The sequence below is a fragment of the Neobacillus cucumis genome, assembly GCF_023715505.1.
On the sequence record NZ_JAMBOH010000005.1, the window covers coordinates 98078 to 123966 of the forward strand.

The 25889-nt window shown below is 39.6% G+C and carries 21 protein-coding genes; all 21 read right to left on the bottom strand.

Features of this window, described 5'->3' with window-relative positions; translation table 11 throughout:
- Positions 1-3 precede the first annotated feature (3 nt).
- The gene (ymfI, locus tag M3226_RS09515) at positions 4-726 is read right to left on the bottom strand and encodes an elongation factor P 5-aminopentanone reductase (protein WP_251564718.1); all 723 of its coding nucleotides are present in this window, start codon (positions 724-726) and stop codon (positions 4-6) included.
- A gap of 225 nt (positions 727-951) precedes the next feature.
- Positions 952-2244: an EF-P 5-aminopentanol modification-associated protein YfmH gene (gene yfmH / locus M3226_RS09520; protein WP_251564719.1), complete on the bottom strand. Its 1293-nt coding sequence runs from the start codon at positions 2242-2244 to the stop codon at positions 952-954.
- Positions 2244-3524, bottom strand: coding sequence for an EF-P 5-aminopentanol modification-associated protein YfmF (yfmF, locus tag M3226_RS09525; protein ID WP_251564722.1), 1281 nt, complete (start codon positions 3522-3524; stop codon positions 2244-2246). The genes yfmH and yfmF overlap by 1 nt, the downstream gene beginning before the upstream one ends.
- A 286-nt stretch (positions 3525-3810) precedes the next feature.
- A complete protein-coding gene (locus M3226_RS09530; protein ID WP_251564725.1) occupies positions 3811-4770 on the bottom strand; it encodes an ABC transporter permease in 960 nt (319 codons plus the stop codon).
- A 1-nt stretch (position 4771) separates the two neighbouring features.
- Positions 4772-5818 carry an ABC transporter permease gene (locus M3226_RS09535; protein ID WP_251564727.1) on the bottom strand — a complete coding sequence of 349 codons (1047 nt, stop codon included), beginning with the start codon at positions 5816-5818 and terminating at the stop codon, positions 4772-4774.
- Positions 5811-7346 (bottom strand): ABC transporter ATP-binding protein, encoded by a 1536-nt coding sequence (locus M3226_RS09540; RefSeq protein WP_251564730.1) that lies wholly within the window; start codon positions 7344-7346, stop codon positions 5811-5813. Before M3226_RS09540 ends, M3226_RS09535 begins: the two co-directional genes overlap by 8 nt.
- A 200-nt stretch (positions 7347-7546) precedes the next feature.
- Entirely contained in the window at positions 7547-8623 is a 1077-nt protein-coding gene (locus M3226_RS09545; RefSeq protein ID WP_251564732.1) for a BMP family lipoprotein, read from the bottom strand.
- Positions 8624-8711: 88 nt separating this feature from the next.
- Positions 8712-9437, bottom strand: coding sequence for a GntR family transcriptional regulator (locus tag M3226_RS09550; protein ID WP_251564734.1), 726 nt, complete (start codon positions 9435-9437; stop codon positions 8712-8714).
- A gap of 358 nt (positions 9438-9795) precedes the next feature.
- Positions 9796-12159 carry a DNA translocase FtsK gene (locus M3226_RS09555; protein WP_251564737.1) on the bottom strand — a complete coding sequence of 788 codons (2364 nt, stop codon included), beginning with the start codon at positions 12157-12159 and terminating at the stop codon, positions 9796-9798.
- 116 nt (positions 12160-12275) lie between these two features.
- Positions 12276-12512 carry a YlzJ-like family protein gene (locus tag M3226_RS09560; protein ID WP_251564740.1) on the bottom strand — a complete coding sequence of 79 codons (237 nt, stop codon included), beginning with the start codon at positions 12510-12512 and terminating at the stop codon, positions 12276-12278.
- Positions 12509-13261: a ClpP family protease gene (locus M3226_RS09565; RefSeq protein ID WP_251564742.1), complete on the bottom strand. Its 753-nt coding sequence runs from the start codon at positions 13259-13261 to the stop codon at positions 12509-12511. The genes M3226_RS09560 and M3226_RS09565 overlap by 4 nt, the downstream gene beginning before the upstream one ends.
- A 260-nt stretch (positions 13262-13521) precedes the next feature.
- Positions 13522-15189 carry a ribonuclease J gene (locus M3226_RS09570; RefSeq protein WP_251564745.1) on the bottom strand — a complete coding sequence of 556 codons (1668 nt, stop codon included), beginning with the start codon at positions 15187-15189 and terminating at the stop codon, positions 13522-13524.
- 233 nt (positions 15190-15422) lie between these two features.
- Complete coding sequence (gene dapA, locus M3226_RS09575; RefSeq protein ID WP_251564747.1) at positions 15423-16295, bottom strand: 4-hydroxy-tetrahydrodipicolinate synthase; 873 nt, start codon at positions 16293-16295, stop codon at positions 15423-15425.
- Positions 16296-16379: 84 nt separating this feature from the next.
- The gene (dapG, locus tag M3226_RS09580; RefSeq protein ID WP_251564750.1) at positions 16380-17615 is read right to left on the bottom strand and encodes an aspartate kinase; all 1236 of its coding nucleotides are present in this window, start codon (positions 17613-17615) and stop codon (positions 16380-16382) included.
- A gap of 32 nt (positions 17616-17647) precedes the next feature.
- Entirely contained in the window at positions 17648-18697 is a 1050-nt protein-coding gene (gene asd, locus M3226_RS09585) for an aspartate-semialdehyde dehydrogenase (RefSeq protein WP_251564752.1), read from the bottom strand.
- Positions 18698-18847: 150 nt separating this feature from the next.
- Positions 18848-19447, bottom strand: coding sequence for a dipicolinate synthase subunit B (gene dpaB / locus M3226_RS09590; protein ID WP_251564754.1), 600 nt, complete (start codon positions 19445-19447; stop codon positions 18848-18850).
- Positions 19444-20346, bottom strand: a complete 903-nt coding sequence (gene dpaA, locus M3226_RS09595; protein WP_251564756.1) for a dipicolinic acid synthetase subunit A — start codon at positions 20344-20346, stop codon at positions 19444-19446. The genes dpaB and dpaA overlap by 4 nt, the downstream gene beginning before the upstream one ends.
- A gap of 156 nt (positions 20347-20502) precedes the next feature.
- Positions 20503-20751 carry a YlmC/YmxH family sporulation protein gene (locus M3226_RS09600; protein WP_251564759.1) on the bottom strand — a complete coding sequence of 83 codons (249 nt, stop codon included), beginning with the start codon at positions 20749-20751 and terminating at the stop codon, positions 20503-20505.
- A 106-nt stretch (positions 20752-20857) separates the two neighbouring features.
- Positions 20858-22096: a M16 family metallopeptidase gene (locus M3226_RS09605; protein WP_251564762.1), complete on the bottom strand. Its 1239-nt coding sequence runs from the start codon at positions 22094-22096 to the stop codon at positions 20858-20860.
- A gap of 239 nt (positions 22097-22335) precedes the next feature.
- The gene (locus tag M3226_RS09610) at positions 22336-23283 is read right to left on the bottom strand and encodes a polysaccharide deacetylase family protein (RefSeq protein WP_251564764.1); all 948 of its coding nucleotides are present in this window, start codon (positions 23281-23283) and stop codon (positions 22336-22338) included.
- Positions 23284-23596: 313 nt separating this feature from the next.
- Positions 23597-25714 (bottom strand): polyribonucleotide nucleotidyltransferase, encoded by a 2118-nt coding sequence (gene pnp, locus M3226_RS09615; RefSeq protein ID WP_251564767.1) that lies wholly within the window; start codon positions 25712-25714, stop codon positions 23597-23599.
- Positions 25715-25889: the final 175 nt, after the last annotated feature.

Sequence of the window (25889 nt, forward strand, 5' to 3'; positions counted from 1 at the left end):
TCATCATGTGTACCATCCGCCATTCACAGACAACACTTGTCCTGTAATATAAGAAGACTCATTCGAAAGTAAAAAAGTTACACTTGCAGCAATTTCTTCGGGTTTCGCCATTCTCCCCATTGGGATATCGAAAGAAATCTGCTCAAGTTCTTCATAAGTAAAGCCTTCCATCATCGGGGTATCCACGGCGCCTGGGGCAATGGCATTTACGCGAATGCCATTTAAAGCCACTTCTTTACTAAGTGCTTTTACAAAGGCAATTTGCGCTCCCTTTGCAGCGGAGTAGGCCACTTCACATGCTGCGCCGGTCTGTCCCCATATAGAAGTAATCACAATGATATTGCCTGAACGTTTGGTTAAAAATTTAGGTAATAATTCTTTGGTCAGCATTAATGGATTTAAGACATGAATATTGAATAACTCTTGGGCTTCGTTATGTTTTAAATCCACTAGCAGACCATAATGACTTTTTCCACCGCAATGGATAATTGCATCTAAAGAAAAAATTTGCGGCAGTATGGACTGGTAACCATTTGCTGAGGCAAAATCAGCCTGAATGGGTATGTACTCACCGCCAAACGGTTCGAGTTTATTCCTAAGCTCCCGGATTGTTTGTTCGTTTTGATTGTAGTGCAGGTATAAATGGTAGCCTTGCGCTGCTAAATGTATGGCGACCGCTTGTCCGATTCCCCCGCTTGCTCCCGTTAATAATACATATTTTCTCAATTACATCACTCTTTCATTGATATAGACCATACTCCACTGCCAGTGATTTCAGGATTCCCCCCAGTGAGCGGCATTACGTCCGTAAAAATTGCCTATCCGCCAGCAAAATTGGAACATCCGACACTAGTTGATCGCTATCCGCCAGTACCTCACATCCGCCACATCCAGATGCCTTCCGCAAGTAATTCGACAGCAAAGAAGCGCCGTGGTCCGACGCTTCTTCGCCTACTTTTGTTTTGGGATAACTTGGCATACAGAGAAACGTTCCTCAGAAATGACTTCAGATGCTAACTTTTGAACGTCCTGTAAGGTGATTTTTTCGAGCGTTGGCACCACATCGAATAAATTCATATCATTAAACGCATACCGAGTAAACTGATTGGCTATATATTCAGGAGAGTTTACAGCCCGTAAAAAGGCGCCAATTTTCTTCTTTTTAGCTCTTTCTAACTGTTCTTCATTAAACACACTGCCCTGCTTTGCATCAAGGAGCACTTGTTTAAGTCTTTCAGCAAGTTTATCCGGTTCTCCTGTGTCTCCCCCAACCATAGCAAATCCAAAGCCTTGCTCTTGTGTATAGTCGTAGGAGAAGGTTTCATCGACAAGACCCTCGTCATAAAGCTTATTGTAGTTTTCCGAACTTTTTCCAAACAATAAATCAAGCAATACATTCATGGTTAACTCATTTTTCAGCAGCACTTCACCCGTTTGGTCAACATGAAGGGCTTTAATTCCAAGCAGAGTTTTAGAAGTCTGGACATTCATTTGAAGAACTTGTTTCTTTTCAGCAGCCTGCGGCGGCTCTTCTTCAAATTTCCGTTTAATTTCCGGCATATCCTTATAATCTTTTTTAGCTTGGTTATTTCTCACCTGAGTCATTATTTTATCAGGATCAACAGGACCAACAATAAATAACAGCATATTACTTGGGTGATAGAAGGTATTGTAACACTCATAAAGCCAATCTTTATCAATATCCGCAATCGATTCAATCGTTCCTGCAATATCGATTTTCACTGGATGATTTTGATATAAGTTCTGGATTAAGCCAAAGTATAACCGCCAATCCGGATTATCATCATACATAGTAATTTCCTGACCGATGATCCCTTTTTCCTTTTCCACTGTTTTCTCGGAGAAATATGGGCTTTGAACAAAATCAATCAGTGTTTCTAAATTTTTCTCAACATCAGAGGTACTTGAAAATAAATAGGCTGTACGGGTAAACGATGTAAACGCATTGGCAGACGCCCCTTGACGGCTAAACTGTTGGAACACATCCCCATCTTCTTTTTCAAACAGCTTATGCTCTAAAAAGTGGGCAATCCCATCCGGGACCTTTACATACTTCTCTTTGCCGAATGGTACAAAGGTATTATCAACCGAACCGTATTTGGTTGTAAAGGTGGCATATGTTTTATTAAATCCTTTCTTTGGCAGGATATAAACATTTAAGCCGTTTGACATTTTTTCGTGAAAGAGCTCTTCCTGAAGCTGGTCAAAAGTAATTTTCTCCATTATTTGCCCGCCTCCGTTCCCGTTAAGAAATAAATCGTATCAAGCTGAATCTTTTCTGCCACTGCTGTGATTTCTTCCTTTGTGACATTATTCATTTCATTCATCCACGTATCAAGAGAAATAGTCGTACCTGCAACCACATTATGATATAGGATTTCTGTTAAACCCCTGGCCGTGTCAACCGTCTCCATAATTTGATTTTGGATAACCGCCTTTGTTTGTTCCAATTCTTGATCAGTAAAATCTCCTTTTTTCATCGCATCCATTTGTTCATGAATAATTCCCACCGCTTGATCATAGTTTTTCAAATCAATCCCTGACATGACCATCATTAGCCCTTTATGACTCTCAAGCCGGCTCGCTGCATAGTAAGCAAGACTAGCCTTTTCACGGACATTAATAAATAGTTTAGAGTGCGAAAAGCCCCCGAAAATTCCATTAAAGACTTGAAGAGCAAAATAATCAGGATCTCCATAAACAATATTGGTTCTATATCCAATGTTTAACTTACCTTGTTTTACATCCTGTACTTCTTTTACCTCATTCACTTCAGTTCTATCTGTTGTTTTTTTAGTTTGATTTTTTTTCGGAGTGCGGTTTTCAAACTGCAGTAATTGGCCAGCTAATTGTTTTACTTCTTCTTCTTTCACGTCACCAATTACATACAGATCCATTTCATCTTCTAAAAAGGCCTTTTGATAATATGCGTATAAATTTTCCGGTGTGATTGCATCCACATCGCCCGCTTCACCATTTACCTGGAGGGCATATGGTTCTCCTTTACACATTTCTTCTAAAAGGCGGACATTGGAATAGCGCATTTTATCGTCGAAAACAGATTGAATCCGTGATTTGAGTACTCGTTTTTCCTTTTCCACTGTGTCCTTATCAAAGGAATTTCCAGTAGCATTTGGATTAGTCAAAATCTCGGACAATAGTTCAAACCCTTTTTTTAAAAGAGGGGCCGGGTCGCTTAAAAATTTTTCATTGGCTATTTCTAAGGTTACACTCATCACGTGGTACTCACCTTTTTTAGCCAAATCAACAAAAAGAGTGGCGCCATATAGCTCATCTAAATAAGAACGTAATGCTGTTGTGGAAGCATATTTTGCTGAGCTGCTTTGTAAAACATGCGGGAGCAGGGCCCGTTTTGTTACATCTTCTTTTGTTAAAGGGGCTTTCATTCTCCAGACGAATGTATTGGTCTTATACTTTTCAGTTTCAATAATATGGAGTTTATATCCCTGCAATTCTGTGATTTTTTCTGCAGTTGAGTCCATTGGTAATCCTCCTTTTTCCTAAAGGGCCTACTTATAGCATATGTAAACATTTTTCTTTATATCTTTTCCTTTTTGATAAAACCTATACTTCTTACTATAATTTGCCATGCCCATACAACACAAGAAATACGTTTATTTATTAAAAAAGAGCTCTCATTTGCTGAGAGCTCTTTACTTGGATTATTGTCTAGCTCCAGCGCCTAGGGGCTCGGGGTCATAAGCCAATCCGTCAAGAAGGCTCGTCTTATGCCTGTCGCCCCTTGTCAAGGCGCTTCCACTTTTCGTATTATCTGCTTCCTTTAATATAATGCGTACCACTTGCCTTTGGAGCATCAGCACGGCCGATGAATCCGGTTAAAGCGAGCACCGTTAACACATACGGAGCAATTAACAAGTAGACATTTGGAATTTCTTTTAAGAACGGTAAACTTGATCCGATGATACTGATACTTTGAGCGAAACCAAAGAATATTGCCGCACCCATTGCACCAAGTGGATGCCATTTACCAAAAATCATCGCTGCAATAGCCATAAAGCCTTGACCACTAATTGTAGAGTGGCTGAAGTTAGATGTAATTGATTGAGCGTATACTCCGCCGCCGATACCACCTAAGGCTCCTGAAATAATCACACCAAGATAGCGCATTTTTGTAACATTAATCCCCATCGTATCTGCTGCCATTGGATGTTCCCCAACTGAACGAAGACGAAGACCAAATGGTGTTTTAAACACTACATACCATACGATAATGGATACGATAATAGCAAGGAAGGATGTCCAATAAGTGTTTTGGAAGAATATTTCACCTATAATAGGGATATCTTTTAAAACCGGAATATCAATTTTGTTGAAGCCTTTGCTGATAATATCTGTTTCACCTTTATCATAGATAAGCTTAACTAGGAATAAAGTTAAACCTGTTGCTAGTAAGTTAATCGCCACACCTGAAACCGTATGGTCAGCACGGAATGTAATCGCAGCAACAGCATGCAACAAGGAAAAGATTGCTCCTGCAACCATGGCAACCAAGATTGCCAGCCATGGAGTTAAGCTTCCAAACGTGTCAACAAACGTAAGGTTAAACACAATCGCAGTAAATGCACCGATGACCATTAAACCCTCAAGACCAATGTTTACAACCCCAGAACGCTCAGAAAATATACCGCCTAATGCAGTGAAGACAAGTGGAGCTGCCCATAACAAGGTGGATGGAACAACGATTATTAAGATTTCCATTAGGCTCAACTTACTTCACCTCCTTTTTACTGAATCGGTCAAGAAATACTCTTATTATATAACTTGAAGCAACAAAGAATACGATCAAGGCAATAATGATATCAACCAGTTCATTTGGAACACCTGCTTCGAGTGGCATGTTCAATGCCCCTACTTTTAATGCGCCAAATAATAAGGCCGAGAAAAACACACCTAAAGAGGTATTGGCACCAAGCAAGGCTACCGCAATCCCATCAAATCCAACTCCGGTGAAACCGCCTTTTACAGTTGCATATCCGAAAGTACCTAAACCTTCCATGGCCCCGGCCAATCCGGCAAATGCACCCGCAATAACCATAGAGAGGATAATATTTTTATTCACATTCATCCCTGCATAGTGTGCTGCATGCTGATTAAAACCGACTGCTCGTAATTCAAATCCTCTTGTCGTTCTTTCGAGTAAAAACCACATCACAATACAAGCAATAATGGCAATAACAACCCCCCAGTGGAGCCGTGAATAATCTGTAATACTTTGTAACCAATCAGATCTTAATGTTGCCGTTTCCTTAATCATATCGGTTTTATCTTTATTATCGGTGATGATATTTTTAATAATATAGTTGGACACATGTAATGCAACATAGTTCATCATGATGGTAACAATTACTTCATGAACGCGAAACCTAGCTTTTAAGAGACCGGGAATGAATGCCCATAAAGCCCCTGCAGCCATAGACGCTAATATGGCAAGCGGTAAATGAATAATTTTTGGAAGATCAAAGGCTACTCCCACCCAAACTGCCGCAAGCCAGCCGACTAGAAATTGTCCTTCTACCCCGATATTAAACAGCCCAACACGAAAGGCAAATGCCACCGCTAAACCAGCTAGAATATAAGGAGTAACTTGTCTAATCACTTCCCCAAAATAATAAGAATCACCAAATGCTCCATTCCAAAGTGCCGTGAAAGCTGCTAAAGCATCATAACCGCTGACAACCATGATAATGGTTCCAACGATAATACCTAATAACACGGCAATAATGGGTGTTAAAATACTATTAAAGCGTTTAAGCATTGGAGTGTTCACCTGCTTCCTTTCTATTTGACCCAGCCATCAACAAGCCAAGTTCCTGCTCCGATGTTTCCTTTGGATTGACAATGGCAACGATTTTCCCCTCATAGATTACAGCAATTCGATCACTCACATTTAAAATTTCATCCAATTCAAATGAAATAAGTAAGACTGCTTTACCATGGTCACGCTGCTCAATGAGACGCTTATGAATAAATTCAATTGCCCCAACGTCCAACCCGCGTGTAGGCTGTGCTGCAATTAACAGATCTGGATCTCGATCGATCTCTCGTCCGATAATGGCCTTTTGCTGGTTTCCACCGGAAAGTGCCCGAGCCAATGTATACTCGCTTGGTGTCCGAACATCAAACTCACTAATTAAGGTTCTTGCCTTTTTATATATTTCTTTAAAATTTAAAACGCCGCTTTTTGAAAATGGCTTTTTATAATAGGTTTGCAGAACCATGTTCTCGCCAATTGGGAAGTTTAAGACTAGACCGTGTTTATGACGGTCCTGTGGAATATGGCCAATACCTGATTCTGTAATCTGCCGCGGTGTATGGTTGATTAGTTCTTTTCCGTTTAATTTGATGCTGCCATTTTCTGACTTGCGTAATCCGGTAATGGCTTCAATAAATTCAGTTTGTCCATTCCCGTCGATACCCGCGATACCGACTATTTCACCGGCTTTAACCGTTAAATTTAAGCCATTTACTATATTTATCCCGCGAGGATCTCTAACCACTAAATCCTGGACATCTAGAACATCCTGTTGTGGTTTAGCTTCTGCTTTTTCTGTTTTAAAGGTTACTTCCCGTCCAACCATTAAGCTCGCAAGTTCGTTAGGATTAGTTTCACTTACATTAACGGTACCAATCCCTTTACCTTTACGGATAACAGTACAACGATCCGCCACTTCCATAATCTCTTTCAATTTGTGGGTAATGAGAATAATAGATTTCCCTTCTTTTATAAGCGTTTTCATAATTTGCATAAGTTCTTTAATTTCTTGTGGCGTCAGGACAGCAGAAGGCTCGTCAAAAATGACAATCTCAGCCCCACGGTATAATGTTTTTAAAATCTCTACCCTTTGCTGCATTCCCACGGAAATATCAGAGATCTTTGCCTGAGGGTCAACGGCCAGACCATAACGTTCAGAAATTTCACGAACCTCTTTTTCAGCCTTTTTAAGATCAATTCGACCGCCAGTTGTCACTTCTCTGCCGAGTATAATATTTTCCGTAACCGTAAATGTGTCGACAAGCATAAAGTGTTGGTGTACCATTCCGATACCTAGATCATTTGCAACATTTGGATTGGTAATATTAACAGGCTTCCCTTTTACACGAATTTCACCTTGTTCCGGCTGGTATAAACCAAAAAGTACATTCATTAAGGTGGATTTGCCTGCACCATTTTCACCAAGTAATGCATGAATTTCGCCCTTCTTTAATTGAAGGGTAATGTTATCATTCGCAACGAAACCGCCAAACTCTTTACGAATGTTGAGCATTTCAATTACAAAATCCATCTTTCTCACTCCCTGTATTAAGATAAAAGGAAATTTTGACCAATAGTAGTAAGAGGTCAGACCTTTCAGATTTTTTAAAAAAACAGGGATTTCCTCCCCACTAAAATCTTCAATGAAAAGTAGAATGAATTTCTACACTTCAGTTAAGATTTCAATAAGAAGGAATAAGCAGGCTAATACCCGCTTATTCCTCTATTTTATTATTTTGCGCTGAAAGTTTTTAATTCTGCGCGAGTACCAGGAACTTTTACAGAACCAGATTTAATTTTGTCGGTCCAATCTTTTACAGCAGTTTCAATAGCGGATTTGTTTGGTGCTTTGCTATTGATTGGTGCTAATCCAACACCATCTTCAGCAAGTCCGTATAATGCTATCTTTCCGCCAGGGAAATTACCATCTTTCGCTTTTGTAGAAACGTCGATAACCGCATTGTCTACACGTTTAAGAGCGGAAGTTAACACAACATCTGGACCCATGTTTGCTTGGTCACTGTCAACCCCGATTGCCCAAATTTCACGAGATGGATTTTTTTTCTTAAGGTCATTAGCCTCTTTAAATAAACCAACACCTGTACCACCAGCAGCGTGGAATATTACATCTGCTCCGGAAGTGTACATTTTTGAAGCGATTGATTGGCCAAGTTCAGCTTTATCAAACGCACCAGCGTATTGAATGTCAACAGTCGCTTCTGGTTTCGCAGATTTAACACCTGCTACAAATCCTGCTTCAAAACGTTCAACAACAGCACCTTCAATACCGCCAATAAATCCAATTTTATTGGATTTGGTTGTCATCGCAGCTGCAACTCCCGCAAGGAATGATGCTTCTTGTTCTTTAAATAGGATACTTGCAACGTTTGGTTGTTTAACTTCTGAATCAACAATGGCAAAGTGATGATCTTTTTGTTGTTTTGCAATTTCCTCAACAGCACCTTGCATCAAAAAGCCAATACCAAAAACTAAATCAAAATCTTGACGAGCAAGAGTATTTAAGTTAGTAGCGTAGTCGGCATCAGATTTAGATTGTACGTAATCATAACCGGCTTTACCTTTTTCTAAGCCATTGTCTTTACCAAATTTTTGAAGACCTTCCCATGCAGATTGGTTGAAAGATTTATCATCAACACCACCAACGTCAGTAACCATCGCGACAGAGAAAGTATCTTTGTTTCCACCGGTAGATGTATCGCTTTTGTTATCGCTTTTTCCACAAGCACCTAAAAGTGTCCCAGCAGCAAGAACTAGAGATAACGCCATTCCAATTTTACGCTTTTTCAAAGAATTGTACCCCCTAAGAATGTTGTTTGATTTAGTAGAAATGTTTAAAATGTGAAATTGTTTCCGTTTACAGAGTATTAACAAAAAATCAGGTTCTTTTTCTTAATACATGAAAACTAAATTTATCTGCTTTAAAATAGTTTACCGAAAATAGTACAGGTTCATCCGTTTCATCAAAATGCATTTGTTTTAACACTAACAAAGCAGTTTCTGGCTCACATTCTAAAATGGGGGAAATTTTTTCATGATAACCCAAAGGTTCGATTTGGGCAACAGCGTATGTAATTCTACGATTTGCCTCTTCATCTAAAATTCGAAAAATCGATTCTTTCTCATGGGAAAACGTTTCTGGCAGTATACTCTCCGGAACCTTATCAATACAATAGACGACAGGTTCTCCGTTTGCTGTTCTTACCCTCTCCATCACGAAAATCTCCTCATTAACAGAACATGAGAAACGACGAACATCCTCTTCGGTAGGACCCTGAGTTGATGAACTTAAGAAAATAGTTCCTGGCTTCATCCCAACTTGCTTGATCATGTCAGTGACACTATTAAGTTGTTCAATCCCAGAAGTAAACATGGGTTTCGAGTTCACAAAGGTACCAACACCATGGCGCCTAATAATGACGTTTTCCTCTTCTAGAATCCGAAGTGCTTCCCTAAGAGTTGCCCTGCTTACACCCAGTTGTTTCGCAAGATCGAATTCCGATGGCAGTTTTTCTTTTTCTTTATATACCCCATTTTCAATATCTTGCTTCAACCGATCGATTACTTGTAAATATAAGTGCCGGTTATCTGACTTAATAGACATGCCGTTTCCTCCAGCCTCTTTCCTAAGACATCAGACATCTGATATCATTCCTACTAATCGGATTTATATTAACATTTTTCTAAGGATAAATAAATAGGAATATCAAATTTCGTCGAAAAAAGAGGAAAAAAAGCTAACACTAAAGATGACGCTTACATATTATTTGAAAATATACAAGAATTATGTTGAAAAAAGTAGAAATGCAACAAAATTTAGCTTTCTAAATAACCTGGGTCCTATTACTATAGTATCAATTTTTAAAAAAATTAGTCCAATAAAAAAAGAGCCTAGCGGCTCTTTTTTACTACCATTTATCGTTCAGAGATTTCTTTCATGCATAGGAACTCTTAAAATAGGGTTATGAACTCTGTTCCTCTTTTGGTTTCGCCTGCAATACGGTACGTGGTTTACTGCCCTCATATGGACCTACAACACCGCGGGCCTCCATTTCATCGATCAATCGAGCTGCTCTTGTATAACCGATTCGGAACCGTCGCTGCAGCATTGACACTGATGCAGTTTGCATTTCAATAATTAAATCTACTGCCTCATTATATAATTCATCCTCCACAGCACCTGTGACCTCCGGAATATCATCTGGAATCATTTCTTCTTGATATTGTGCCTTTTGCTGTGAAATAACAAATTCAACCGTATCTTCTACCTCTTGATCTGAAAGGAATGCACCTTGAACCCTTACAGGTTTTGATGCGCCGACAGGCAGAAATAACATATCGCCTCTTCCAAGCAATTTTTCTGCACCGCCCATATCAAGGATTGTCCTTGAATCGGTGGCACTTGAAACGGCAAAGGCTATTCGTGATGGAATATTAGCTTTAATTACCCCTGTAATGACATCAACGGATGGCCGCTGAGTAGCGATAATTAAGTGAATTCCAGCCGCACGGGCCATTTGCGCTAATCGAGTAATAGAATCTTCAACATCTGATGATGCAACCATCATTAAATCGGCCAGCTCATCAACAATAACCACAATATAAGGCAGCAATGGCTGTTTATCATTTTCCTCAAGGTTATGTTTTCTAACATGATCATTGTATCCTTCAATATTACGTGTACCTGTGTGAGAAAACAGTTCGTACCGTCTTTCCATCTCACTTACAACTTTCTTTAAAGCCTGCGAGGCTTTTTTGGCATCTGTCACTACTGGTGCAAGTAAATGCGGGATCCCGTTATAGACATTCAATTCGACCATTTTCGGGTCAATCATCATTAATTTTACTTCATGCGGCTTTGCTCTCATTAGAATGCTTGTGATAATTCCATTTATACAAACACTTTTTCCACTTCCAGTAGCCCCGGCAACAAGCAAATGCGGCATTTTATTTAGTTCTGCGTGGACTGCTTCCCCAGTTATATCTCTGCCAAGACCAATCAATAGTTTCGCATCGGGCTTATCATTTTGAGTATTTTCTAGTACTTCCCTCAAAGACACCATTGCTACTTCTGAATTTGGAACCTCAATACCTATAGCTGATTTGCCTGGAATGGGTGCCTCAATTCGAATTCCCTTAGCAGCAAGTGCTAAAGCTATGTCATCGCTCAAGCTTACGATTTTACTAACTTTTACTCCAACATCAGGGTGGACCTCGTATTTTGTAACCGCAGGTCCTAAGTGAACTTGGGTAACACGGGCTTTTACCCCAAAGGATTGGAATGTTCGTTCAAGTTTAGCGGCATTAGCATGAATTAACTCATATTCACCACTTTGATCAGTTTTTCTCGGCGCCTTTAACAGCTTTAGTGGTGGTAATTCGTAAGCCACATTTTCCACTATCGCTCCCGTAAACGAGATTGGCGGGGTATTGTCATCGTCTTCCTCTGCCGTTTTGCTCTTTTGTTCCTGTCCTTTTGCTTGTTCTGTCTCAGGCTTATTACGGGCGGGCTCTTCTACTTCTACGTAGGCACGATCCGCAAAACTAGAAATGATTGGTTCAGGAATAATTGTTTCTTCCTGATCCTGAGCCTGATTGTTTATCACTGGTGCAGGCTCTCTTCGACGGTTTTCTTTTTCTATTTGCTTTCCGGCCATCCGCTCATTACGACGCTCGGTTTGTTTCTGTTTCCACTCGGACATATCTAATTTAAAGGCTTCCCACTGACCTTTTGAAAAATCGAAAATAGTTATGATAATTTTGCCAACGAAATCACCAATGGATCTTCCTGTAAGTAGGATAATTCCAATTAATATAAAAATAAATGCAACAATTTTTGTACCTGTCTCTGCGAAGAGATAGTGAAATAGTGCGAATAAAACCGCTCCGAGAATACCTCCTCCAAGGTCGGTTGTGCTTGTTTCTCCTCTAAGTTCCATCATAAATAACTCCCAAGTGTTACTTATTACACTCGGGTCCTTAAATTTTCCATCATTCGTAAGTAAATGAAAAAGTGTTACATGGCTTAATAGAAGGATGGCAGAAATAATAAAATATGTACCGACTAACTTAATATGAAAGAAAAAAGGAATACTTCGTTTCCACATTAAATAAACACTTAAAATAACTAGTCCTAACAACCCTAGCATGTACCATTCACCCATCAAAAAGCGGAAGAATAGAACTGTGGCTTTTCCAACTGCCCCAAGCTTGGCAATTGAAATAATTGCTAGAGCTAATATGGCGAGAGCCGATAATTCATATTGAACGGTTCGTTTTAAATGATTGTCCCTCTTTTTTGGTTGTCTTCTCTTTTTTTTGGCCATCTAATCACCTTGTACTCTTAAATTATTCAGATATTTTAATCGTATATATGTATAAAGAAAGCAGCCCAAATTTGGCTGCTCATTTTCTCCATTAATAATTATACCATAATCTACTATTACAATGCCGATAATCCTCCAAGGTTAGCAAAAGAAATTTTTGCACCCGGGCATAGCTGTTGATTTAAATAATGCTGGGGGTCACTGCTTAAGATGCGGACCACTTGGACATGATCTGAATCCGTTTGCTCTACTAACATGGAAACGCCCTGATAAGTAATCAACTTTTGTTTGCTCTCTTCCGCTTGTTCGGAGGGAAATATCAGTTCAATTGGCATCATCGTATAAAGAATCATTGAATCAGCCCCTCGTTTTTCCCCTTTTGAAGTTCAATCATTTCATTTAATTTCTTCATCGCAGGTCCTAAACCGCCAACCTCATCAATTAATCCGTATTTAACAGCATCAATACCAATGACATTTGTCCCGATATCCCTTGTTAAATTACCTTTGGCAAACATTAAATCTTTAAAGATTTCTTCTTTTATTTTCGAGTGTCCCGTAACAAAATTAACTACCCGCTCCTGCATTTTATCCAAATATTCAAAGGTAGCAGGAACTCCAATAACCAGCCCAGTCAGGCGAATAGGATGGATTGTCATGGTAGCGGTTTCAGCAATAAAGGAATAATCACAGGATACAGCGATTGGTACGCCGATCGAGTGTCCTCCTCCTAAGACAATCGAAACGGTTGGTTTGGATAGAGAAGCAATCATCTCTGAAATTGCGAGACCCGCTTCGACATCACCGCCAACTGTATTGAGTATAATCAGGACCCCTTCAATTTTCGGGTTTTGTTCAATTGCCACTAACTGCGGCAGCAAATGTTCATATTTTGTTGTTTTATTTTGCGGCGGCAAGGCAAGATGTCCTTCAATTTGGCCAATTATGGTTAAACAATGAATACTAGAATCGGCTGAGAGTTGAGGAACATTCGTTTGACCTAGCTGTTGAATTTTTTCTAATAATGGAGAAGCCTTTTCCTCTTTTTGAGGCTCTTGTCCTTCTTGTTTACCGGTATCGTTGTTACGGTAATCGTTATTCATCCTACTACTCCCTTCAAGCATGATATATTTTTAGTATTTACCTATGGATTAATTTCATGCTTTAAATATGAAAAGGCACCGGTTTATTAGAACCAGTGCCTTTTCATAAAAAATAATAGGGTATAAATTGACTTTGAGAATTATCCAGCTACAGCGCCTAGGGGCTCGGGGTCATAAGCCAATCCGTCAAGAGGGCTAAAGAACAGCCTTCTCGCCGGCTCGTCTTATGCCTGTCGCCTCTGTTCAAGGCGCTTCCGCTTTTAGATTTCCATAATTATTGGAAGTATCATTGGTCTTCTTTTTGTTTTTTCAAATAAGGAGCGATTCAATTCTTCTCTTATTTCCTGTTTTAAGCTTGACCATTCAAATGTGCTTTTCGCTGTATTTCTTTCCACAATGTCACGTACTAATTTTGTAGAATCATCCATTAACTTTTCTGATTCCCGTACATAGACAAAGCCCCTTGAAATAATTTCAGGTCCTGCTGCAATCTTCTTTTCTTGCTTTGTCAACGTAACAACAACGATTAGAATACCGTCTTGAGATAAAAGCTTTCGATCGCGTAACACGATATTGCCCACATCTCCCACACCAATTCCATCGATCAAAACATTGCCTGATGGGACTTTTCCTGTAATGCCGATGCCGCCTTCTTTCCATTCCACAACATCACCACGGTCAGGAATAACGATCTGCTGATCCTTAAGACCACACTCTAACGCCACTTTCCGGTGTGCCTTCAACATCCGATATTCACCATGAACAGGAATAAAGAATTTTGGTTTCATTAAATTAATCATAAATTTCAATTCTTCTTGGCTGCCGTGGCTTGATACATGAACGGTACGTTTGCCAGAAATAACATTTGCACCCGCTCTAAACAGCATATCAATCGTTTTAAACAAGAACACTTCACTGCCTCTTAGTGGTGAGGCCGCTATTAAAACCGTATCACCCTGTTGGATGTTTAAAAGTTTATGTGTTTGCTTGGCCATTTTTTGTAATGCCTCAATCGGTTCTCCTTGGCTCCCTGTCATTAATACAACTATTTCACGGTCTTGGTAGTTTTTAATTTCACTAACAGGAATGATTAGGTCCCCATCTACTTCTAAATAACCTAAATCGAGCGCGATATGATAAATCCGTTCAAGGCTCTTCCCAACGACCGCGACTTTCCGGCCATTCTCACTTGCGGAATTGAAAATATGCTGAATTCGGTTGATATCTGATGCAAAACACGCCGCAATAATTCGTCCTGGAGCATTATAAAAAGCATTCGACATTTCGCGTTCGACTATTGTTTCTGATGTGGTGTATCCTGGTACTTCAGCTTCTGTACTATCAGACATTAAGCACAATACTCCTTGCTCTCCAATAGATGCCATCTTTCCAACATCAGCTTTATAAAGCTTTGTTGCCCCTTGGTCAAACTTAAAATCACCAGTATAGACAATCATCCCTTCGGATGTATGAATACAAACTCCCACTGAGTCGGGAATGCTATGATTTGTTCTAAAAAAACTCGCCTGTACCGTGTCTAATTCCACAATCGTATCTGAATCTACTTCAATAAAATTAGCTGTACCATTATATTCTTGCTCCCTTAGCTTAGCATTAGCAAGAGCTAAGGTAAGCTTTGTGCCATAAACAGGGACATCAACTTGAGAGAGTACGTAAGAAAGCGCTCCAATATGGTCTTCATGTCCATGTGTTAAAAAAATTGCTTTAACCCGTTCCTTATTTTCTCTTACATATGTGATATCAGGAATGACCATATCGATACCAAGCATCTCTTCCTCGGGGAACATTAAGCCGGCATCAATAATAAATATGTCCTTGTCCACTTCAACAAGATACATATTTTTTCCGATTTCTCCTATACCACCAAGTGTAATAAACTTAATGGATGTATTCTTTTTCTTTACCAATTTCCGTTTCCTCCTATGCTGACAATAAATAGATACTTAAATAAACCCCCGCGAAGCAACTATTATGCAACAAATCTAGATATAGTTTTTCTATCGCCGACCCAAGATCAGTTATCATCATTATACTTGATACCTGAAAACCTTTACAACCAATAATCCTTTTTTTAGTTTAACAAGGCTAGTTTTAACAAAAAGAGCTAACCGAAAAGAACATTCGATTAGCTCTTGGACATTTATATACTTTTAAGGAGAGATATGAGAGTAGTCCGTTCTTGTTCAGTTAAACCAACAAGCGGAAGCCTTACTGGACCCACATCCAACCCTTTAACTTGTAATGCAGTTTTAATAGGCGCAGGACTTGGAGCCGCAAAAAGCCCTTGCATGAGTGGAAGCAAATGTTGATGTAATTTTGCTGCTTTAACATGTTCTCCATCAAAAAATGCATTCACCATTTCTTTTAATTCATTTCCGATAACATGTGATGCTACTGAAATAACCCCAGCACCGCCAATCGATAAAACAGGGATGGTTAAACTGTCATCTCCACTATAGAGTACAAAATCGTCTGCCGTATTGGCAATGATATGTGTCATTGCATTTAAGTCTCCACTTGCTTCCTTAACCGCGACTATATTAGGAATTTTCGAAAGCCGGACCACCGTCTGCGGCTGGATCGTAACCGATGATCTACCCGGTATATTATAAACCATCATTGGAAGAGTTGTGGCTTCTGCAATTGCCTCAAAATGCTGGTACAAACCTTCTTGGTTTGGCTTATTATAATAAGGGCCTACCGCCATAATAGCATCTACACCAAGCTGCTCAGCTCTTTTGGTTAACTCAATCGAGGCGTAGGTATTATTACTTCCCGTACCAGCAATTACTGGAACTCGTTTTTTTACCACCTTTACAACATGATCAAATAGAGCCAGCTTTTCTTCTTTGGAAAGCGTAGGAGACTCTCCCGTCGTTCCTGCAATCACAAGGGAATCTGTGCCATTTTCAATTAAATAATTAACCAATTGAGTGGTTTTTCCAAAGTCAATATGCCCTTTTTTATCAAAAGGGGTTACCATCGCTGTTGACACTCGCCCGAAATGAACCATTTTAGTACTCCTTTCAATACAATCGGAACCCTATCCGCTGCAAACGCATCATTCCATTAAAAACGTTGTTTCTTCTCCAAAGTCTTAGAGATCATATTCAGCTGTTTCTTCCTCTAACTGAAAGGCATCGTGTAAGGAATTAACGGATTTAACTAAGTCCTCCTGCTTAACCAGTACCCAAATAGTTGTATGACTGTCTGCTGATTGTAAAATACGTATTCCATGATTTGATAAGGCTGTTACGATTTTAAAGGTGACTCCTGGCACCCCAGCAATTCCTGCACCTACCACGGAAACCTTTGCACAATGGCGCTCAACAACCGGTTCATGACCTAATTCCTCTAAAACCTGTAAAGCTCGATCTGTCATTTCATCTGTTACCGTATAAACAACACCATTAGGAGAAATATTGATAAAATCAACACTGATTTTTTCATTTGCCATTGCTTTAAAAACTTCTGCCTGCAGGTTATATTGATCCTTTTTTGCAAAGACCTTAATTTGTGTAACATTTGATACATGTGCAATACCTGTGACAGTTCGTTCTTTTATATCACTGCCCCGATTTTCTTTATTGATGGACGTAACCAATGTCCCAAGTGAATCAGAATACGTAGAACGAATTCGAATCGGTACTTTTGCCTGCATCGCAATCTCCACGGCTCTTGGGTGAATTACCTTTGCACCTTGATATGCAAGGTTACATACCTCTGTGTAGGTCACAACAGAAAGCGGGCGAGCATTTTCAGCAATACGGGGGTCGGCTGTCATGATACCCTCTACGTCTGTAAAAATATCAATCCATTCAGCATTCAAGGCTGCACCTAATGCAGCTGCCGATGTATCACTTCCACCGCGTCCAATCGTAGTGACATCGCCATTTTTCGCAGCCCCTTGAAAACCTGCCACAACGACAACATCATTGGTTTCTAATTCCCTAAGGATCCTGTCACATTTCATTTCGATAATTTTTGCATTTGTATGATCATTATTGGTTCGGAAACCTGCCTGTGCCCCTGTTAAAGCTGTAGCGTTGATTCCGCTCTCTAATAGCATATTTGTAAAGACAATGCTCGAAATAGCCTCTCCACAGGATAGAAGGAGATCATGCTCCCGTTTGGAGATTTTGCTAAGATTACCGCCGATTAAAGATAATAACGTATCTGTTGCATAAGGGTCTCCTTTTCTGCCCATAGCAGAAACCACTACAACCACTTTATAGCCATCACTTAATGCTTTTTCAATATGGCGTTCGGCATGCTTTCTGCTCTCTTCATCTCTCACAGATGTCCCGCCAAATTTTTGAACAATAATTTTCATGTGACACCAAACCCTGCCTTTATGATGTATCCTTATTTAACTAGACCTAGTTCTACTAGCCTTTCAGCAATTTGAACGGAATTCCAAGCTGCTCCTTTAAGTAAGTTATCTGAAACAACCCACATATGGAAACCGCGGTCTTCATCAATGTCTTTTCTAATGCGTCCTACAAATACATCATTCTTTCCTACGCAATTTGCAGGCATCGGATAGACTTGATTTTCTGGATCATCCTGTAAAACAACTCCAGGAGCTTCCTTTAATAATGCCTTGATTTCTTGCGCACTGACGCCTTCTTTTTCCACTTCAAAATAAACTGATTCTGAATGTCCCACAGCAACAGGCAATCTTACACAAGTTGCAGAAACTTGTAAATCCGGTAAATGCATGATTTTTTTGGTTTCATTAATCATTTTCATTTCTTCATAGGTATAGCCGTTTTCTTGAAATTTATCAATTTGCGGGATTGCATTAAAAGCAATTTGATAGTGATTTTTGTCAGCTTTTACTGGTAAAATTTTAGGTTCAACTGTTTCGCCCGCTAAAATAGATTTTGTTTGGTCCATTAATTCTTCAACAGCAGTGGCACCTGCACCGGAAACTGCTTGATACGTAGATACAATGATCTTTTTCAAGCCGAATTTTTGACGGATGGGTTCTAGTGCTACAACCATTTGAATCGTAGAGCAGTTTGGATTGGCAATGATGCCATTGTGCTCCTGCAAATCTGCTTCGTTTACTTCCGGTACAACTAATGGCTTATCAGCATCCATTCTGAATGCACTAGTGTTGTCCACGACGATTGCACCACGTTTAACAGCTTCTGGAGCGAGTTCCTTAGACACATCGCCACCGGCACTAAATAACGCGATTTGGACTCCTTCAAAGCTTTCTGGCTTAGCTTCTTGAATCGTAATTTCCTGACCATTTACATCTACTACTTTCCCAGCCGAACGGGCTGATGATAGTAGAGTGAGTTTGCTAATCGGAAAGTTCTCTTTTAACAAAGTTTGAATCATTTGTTGTCCAACCGCTCCTGTTGCTCCTACCACTGCAACGTGAAAACCTTTTTGCTGACTCATATTCTAGTTCCCCTTTCAAACCTGCACTGTAACATTAGTGGTTATTCTTAAATTCACATCAGAAGGGGGTTGACCCTTCTGATGAAAGATTAATTTATTTTAACATATTCTTATTAAGAAATAACCTTTTTTAGCGAAAGTGGGGGAAATTTAGTCGGAATCCTTATATCTCTCCACTAAAACAGGCTGGAGTTGTTTCCCTTCAAGAGCAGCTTCTACTGTTTGCGTTAGCAGTGTCATTCTCGCAACCATTGAATTTGGCTTTTTCATTGGGTCGTCCTGACCATATGGAATAAAATAAATATTTTTGGTTGCCATCAGCCTCATTAGATTAACTCCATTTAAACCTAAGGCATCATTCGTTGAAATTCCAAGGACAACAGGCTTTAAATTTCTTAACGTTGCCTTGGCAGCCATTAATACTGGGCTATCATTCATAGCATTCGCAAACTTACTCAGCGAAACACCCGTTAAAGGTGCAATGACCATGCAATCAAGAGGGATTTTGGGACCTAATGGCTCTGCTTTGACAATAGAGTCAATAACCTTATTTCCAGTCAAGTCTTCAATTCTTTGAATCCAATCTTCTCCCTTTCCAAAACGGGTATCCGTATTTTGAACGGTAAAGGTTACAATTGGCATTACCTCTGCACCGGCTTGAACTAGTTTTTCTATTTCCGGGAATACAGCATCATACGTACAATGTGAGCCCGTTAGACCAAAGCCAATTCTTTTACCTTTTAAACTCATTTCTCTTTCCCCTTTCGCGTTCTTAAATCTTCCTGAAGCAGTTGGGCTAGGACATTGGCTAGAATTTGGCCTGCCGTTTTTGGAGCTACTATTCCTGGTAATCCGGGAGCAAGCAGTGCTTTTATACCCCTTTTTTCTGCATACCTGAAGTCAGTCCCGCCAGGCTTTGAGGCCAAGTCTATGATCAGAGTATGGGCAGGCAGTTTTGAAATGACCATGGCTGTGACAATTAGATGTGGCGCTGTATTAATTAAAATATCGGTATCTTTAACTTCGTTAACCAAATTACTTAAGTGAAAGGGAGTTATACCCATTTCCGTGATCCTGGCCAAGTGCTCACTTTTTCTTGCCCCAACCTTTACCTTTGCTCCAAGTGCCGCAAAAGTTCTCGCTACACTCATACCAACCCTTCCTAAACCTAGTACGGTTACATTGGAACCATGAATGGTAAAGTCTGTATGTTGAATGGCCATCATAATCGTGCCTTCGACGGTTGGGATGGAATTATAAATGGCAACATCATCCCTTTCAAATAATTGAATCAGGGTTCGTTTTGCCTCTTTTGTTATCCCGTTTAAATAAGAGTTCGTAATACCTGAGTAAATTGAACAATGTTCGGGGGTTTTGCTTAAGATATCACTTGTTAAAATGACCTTTTCGTTTGAAAAGATGGTTTCTACCTGGCCTTCTAAATTTGTTCCGGGCACAGGCAAAATGATGGCATCCATATTGGAAAAATCAACTTCATCGAGCTTTTCTTTGACCGCACCGGTAAAAGCGTGATCCAGCTGTTCAAAGCCAATAAGCGATAATCTCGCATCTAATTCGGTTAACCTACGGATGATTTCCAGCTGTCTGGCATCACCGCCTATTACGGCTATCTGCATCCCTGTCAGCATGAAAACTTTCACCTTCTTTTTTTTATAAATCCAACTTGGAATTCCATTTTCTGTTATCACTTCAACATCTTATGTAAGATTGCTTGATTAGGTGAGTTTTCCATGACAGGAAATAAAAAAAGCCCAAGCAAGTGTAATCTTGCCTAGGCTTTTTTCCTAATCACCAGTATGTTCGGGGACATCAATAATAATCATATCGGAACCGATTTTTTTTATGTGCTGCCATGGCACCCTAATTTCTTCTCCTTGTTTTCGAAAACCAAACCATTTTAGTGAAGGAATCAGCAGTGCTTGAATTTGTCCTGTGTATTCATTTATGTCTAAATCCGTTTGTCCTAATACACCAAGACGCTCAGCCTTTTTCACATCGACAATCTCTTTCCCGCTTAATTCACTTAACCTCATTGCCAACTACCCCCTATGACACACTTTTCTATTAGTTTATATGGGGAGGACAAATTTTAGAATAATAAAGAAGAGGTATTCGCAATAATGTGAATACCTCTTTCGATTATGACATTTTATTTGGGAATTCACCACTCGGACTTATTAGGGTTACTGAATATTTGTCATTAAATATAGCTCTTCCCATTTCATCCACACGGTTTTTCGTAACAGCATCGATCTGCTCGATAATTTCATCAAGTGAACGATGGCGTTTTAAAAGCAGCTCATTTTTCCCATTTCGGCTCATCCGGCTATTGGTACTCTCTAAACTCAACATCAAACTGCCTTTTAATTGTTCTTTACTATTTGTCAGTTCCTTTTCGGTAATTCCATCTTGTTTTAACTTATCTAATGTTTCCTGTATGGTCTCATATAAAAGATCGAGCTGTTTTGCCCCGGTTCCTCCGTAGACTGTCAAAATTCCGCTATCTAAGTAGGCTGAATGATATGAGAAAACGGAATAGGCCAAGCCTCTTTGTTCGCGTACTTCTTGAAATAATCTGGAGCTCATGCTGCCGCCTAAAATATTGTTGAGGGTAATTAAACTATAAACATCCTCATGGCCCACTTTCAAACCTTCAAAACCGATACAAAGGTGAGCTTGTTCTGTTTCTTTCTTTCTGGAAATTCGATTTGAATGAAAAACAGGGATGTTTTCAGGGACTTCTTTTGAATTCCCCTGATAAGAACCAAAATAATTTTCAACTTCTTTAATAAAACTCTCGGATACATTTCCCGCAATTGAAATGACCACATTTTCAGGTGTATACCGTTGATGTATATAATCCTTTAATGAATCACCTGTAAACGTATTTAAAGTATCTTCTGTTCCGAGAATCGGATACCCAAGCGGGTGATCTTCAAATACTGCCCTGCTTAACAAATCATGGACAATATCATCTGGTGTATCCTCATACATTTTGATTTCTTCCAAGACCACATTGCGTTCCTTGTTTAATTCCTCTTCTACAAACGTAGAGTTAAAGAACATGTCGGCTAACACATCTAAAGCAAACTTAGAATGTGTATCAAGTACTTTTGCATAGTAACAAGTATACTCCTTCGATGTAAAAGCATTCACTTGACCGCCAATACTATCAAAAGATTCAGCAATTTCCTTTGCTGATCTAGTGGTTGTCCCTTTGAAAAACATATGCTCAAGGAAATGGGAAACACCATTTGTCTTTGGATCCTCATTCCTAGAACCCGTTCCAATCCATACACCTATCGCAACTGATCGAACGGTAGGGATATTCTCTAGAACAATTCTTACTCCATTTTGGCAAGTATACTTATTAATCATTGACTTCCTCCTGTCTATACAGCGAAACTTCAAAAAGCAAGTGGATACCCCACTCTCAACTAATCGGACTTATACAGGCAGCTGCCCCCCGCCTATAGCATACTTTCCTCTAAGTTTTAAAAAGCTGTTGTCTTCTTGCTTTTGTTTAGTAGGATTAAATTGCAGACGCTACTACTCCAATTATTTATTATACTTTCTTACATGTATTTTCTCCAAATTTCTGAGATAGGTTACCTTTATTATTTTATTATTCTTTCCTCATCCATTAATTCACTAACCGTCCCTATTTGCAAATTCTTTTTTTCAATTAACGTAATTAACCGGTCTAAAGATTTAGCTGTGGATTCAGTTGGGTGCATGAGAACTATTGAGCCTTTGTCTATTTTAGAAATAACTCGATTAATTAAAATCTCTGGAGATGGCTTACGCCAATCAACTGTGTCAACCGTCCACATCACCGTTTTCATGTTTAATTCATCCGCTATTTTGACCGTTTCATCACGGTAGCTCCCACTTGGCGGTGCAAACCATACACATTTTTCACCTGTGGCGGCTTCAATAATTTCATTTGTTTTGATCATTTGTTCTCTTGTCTTTACGGCCGTCAGCTTGCTCATATCTGGATGAGAATAAGAATGATTTCCTACCTCATGACCAGCACTAACAATCATTTTGGCCAGCTCCGGGTTCTTCTTTGTCCAGTTCCCTTCAAGAAAAAAGGTTGCAGACACGTTATGTTTTTTTAATGTTGCAAGCATTTCGGATAAATATTCATTTCCCCAAGCTACATTTATTATGAAGGAAACCATCGGTTTATCCGGATGGCCCTTATAAATCGGAGTGGGCGGCAGGTTTTCAAGATGTACTTGTGGTTTTGTCTGGACGAACACAAGCTTTTGCTCATCAAATTCTCCCTTTTTCTTCATCTTTTTATAGGATGCAGCTATATCAACTTTAAGGCCATTATATCCTGGAATGGCCTTCCAAACAGAATCAATCTTTGCATTGGAAGGCGGAACTTCATATGTATGTGCATTTTTCACTATTTTTTGATACAGAGGATCTGTCTGCTTCACCACCGGAAGTGCAGATTCTGTTAACGATGCTATATAGTTTTCAACAATGGGATTGTTGACGGAAAACCAAGCAGCAAAACAAATGACAATTATAATACCAGCATTCTTCATCTACCATTCCCCCTTACTTATAGATTATGTTTAAGAGGGACAAGGTAGAACTTAAGAAAAGCGCAAGGCGCCCGCCTATCGGCGACAAGCACAAGACGAGCCGGCCGAAAGGTTGTTCTTTAACCTTTTGGACGGATTGGCTTGTGACCTCGAGCCGATGGCGCCTGGAGCTAGACAATTCTCAAAGTTAAAAACTTTTATACTTTCTTATCTCACTTGAAAAACGGTGGTTCAAAATAACTCTGCAAAATGTTTTGCATAGAAAAAGCCAGGGAATTCCCTGGCTTTTTCCCGTAATAAAATTCACTCAATATTACTGTTTCTCTTCTGCCTTCTCACGCTGTTCTTTTAAGACTGCTTTACGTGACAAGTTCACCCGGCCTTGCTTATCAATTTCCGTTACCTTCACTAAAATTTCATCGCCAATTTTCAAGACATCTTCAACTTTTCCTACTCGCTCTTCCGCAAGTTCTGAAATGTGGACAAGTCCGTCTTTTCCAGCAAAGATTTCAACAAAGGCGCCAAACTTTTCAATCCGCTTAACTTTACCAAGATACAGTTCGCCTACTTGAACCTCACGAACGATATCTTCAATGATTTTCTTAGCCTTTTGGTTCATTTCTTGATTAGTTGAGGCAATAAAGACAGTACCATCCTGCTCGATATCAATCTTAACACCAGTTTCTTCAATAATCTTATTGATTTGTTTACCACTAGGTCCAATAACATCACGAATTTTGTCCGGATTAATGCTCATCGTTAAGATTTTTGGTGCGAATTGAGAAAGCTCTGTTCTCGGTTCTGTAATCGTAGCTAGCATGGAATCTAAAATATGCATTCTTCCCACTTTCGCTTGCTGCAGGGCTTCCTCTAAAATTTCACGGGAAAGACCTTCAATCTTAATATCCATTTGAAGAGCTGTTACCCCTTTAGCTGTTCCGGCAACTTTGAAATCCATGTCACCAAGGTGATCTTCCATGCCTTGAATATCAGATAATACTGTATAATGCTCACCTGATTTAACAAGTCCCATTGCAATCCCCGCAACAGGGGCTTTAATTGGAACACCCGCATCCATCATCGCTAATGTACTTGCACAAATACTAGCTTGGGATGTGGAACCATTGGATTCAAGTACCTCAGAAACAAGGCGAATTGTATACGGGAAATCTTTTTCAGATGGAATAACTGGTTCAAGTGCACGCTCACCAAGTGCACCATGTCCAATTTCACGACGGCCTGGACCACGAATTGGACCTGTTTCCCCTACACTAAAGGAAGGGAAGTTATAGTGATGCATAAATCGTTTTTCTTCTTCAATTCCTAAACCATCAAGGATTTGGACATCTCCCATTGCCCCAAGTGTACATATGCTTAAAGCTTGAGTCTGTCCGCGAGTAAATAAGCCGGAACCATGTGTACGAGGCAAAATGCCTACCTGAGATGACAATGGACGAATTTCATCAATTTTACGGCCATCTGGGCGAATCTTTTCAACCGTGATTAAACGGCGGACCTCACCTTTAACAATCTTGTCCAAGATTTGTTTAACCTGCTTCAATTGATCCTCTGTAGCTTCGAGTTCCTCATATCTTGCCATTACTTGGTTTTTAACCTCTTTAATGGCATCCTCACGTGCATGTTTTTCTTGAACCTGAATAGCCTTTACCATGTCAGATTCACAAATTCCTCTAACTTCAGCTTCGAGTTCTTGATCAATTTCATATAAGTTAACTTCTCTTTTTTCTTTACCAATTTCCGCAACAATTTTTTCTTGAAACTCAATTAAACGTTTGATCTCATCATGACCGAACATGATAGCTTCAAGCATGGTTTCTTCCGGTACTTCCAAAGCCCCAGCCTCTACCATGTTAATAGCATCCTTTGTCCCAGCAACAGTTAAGTGGATATCACTTTTTTCCGCCTGTTCAACGTTTGGATTAATAACAAACTCGTTATTAACACGTCCAACTACTACACCAGCAATTGGACCCTCAAATGGAATATCAGAAGTACTCAATGCCAACGAAGAACCAAACATCGCAGCCATTTCTGTTGAACAATCTTGGTCCACACTCATGACAATGCTGATAACTTGTACATCATTTCGGAAACCATCAGCAAAAAGTGGACGAATTGGACGGTCGATCAACCGGCTGGCTAAAATAGCCTTTTCACTTGGTCGTCCTTCACGTTTAATAAAGCCGCCAGGAATTTTACCAACCGCATATAAACGCTCTTCGTAGTTAACGGTTAATGGAAAAAAATCGAGGTTTTTTGGTTCTTTTGATGCAGTAGCCGTACTTAAAACAGCTGTATCTCCATAACGGACTAAAACTGCACCGTTCGCTTGTTTCGCTAATTGGCCAATTTCAACCGTTAATTTTCGGCCGGCCCAATCCATAGAATATTCATGTTTTATTTGTTCCATATTATTACCCCTCTCTAACTAAATCCTTAGAAGGATGATACGAAAGAAAGCCTCTCGGTTAATCACCAACTAATTCTCACTCATATAAAAAAAGCCCTTAAAGCTTATTGTTTAAACCAAATTATTAATAGTATGCACAGAAAAGCTTAGACTTAAAATTATGTATAAAAAAATG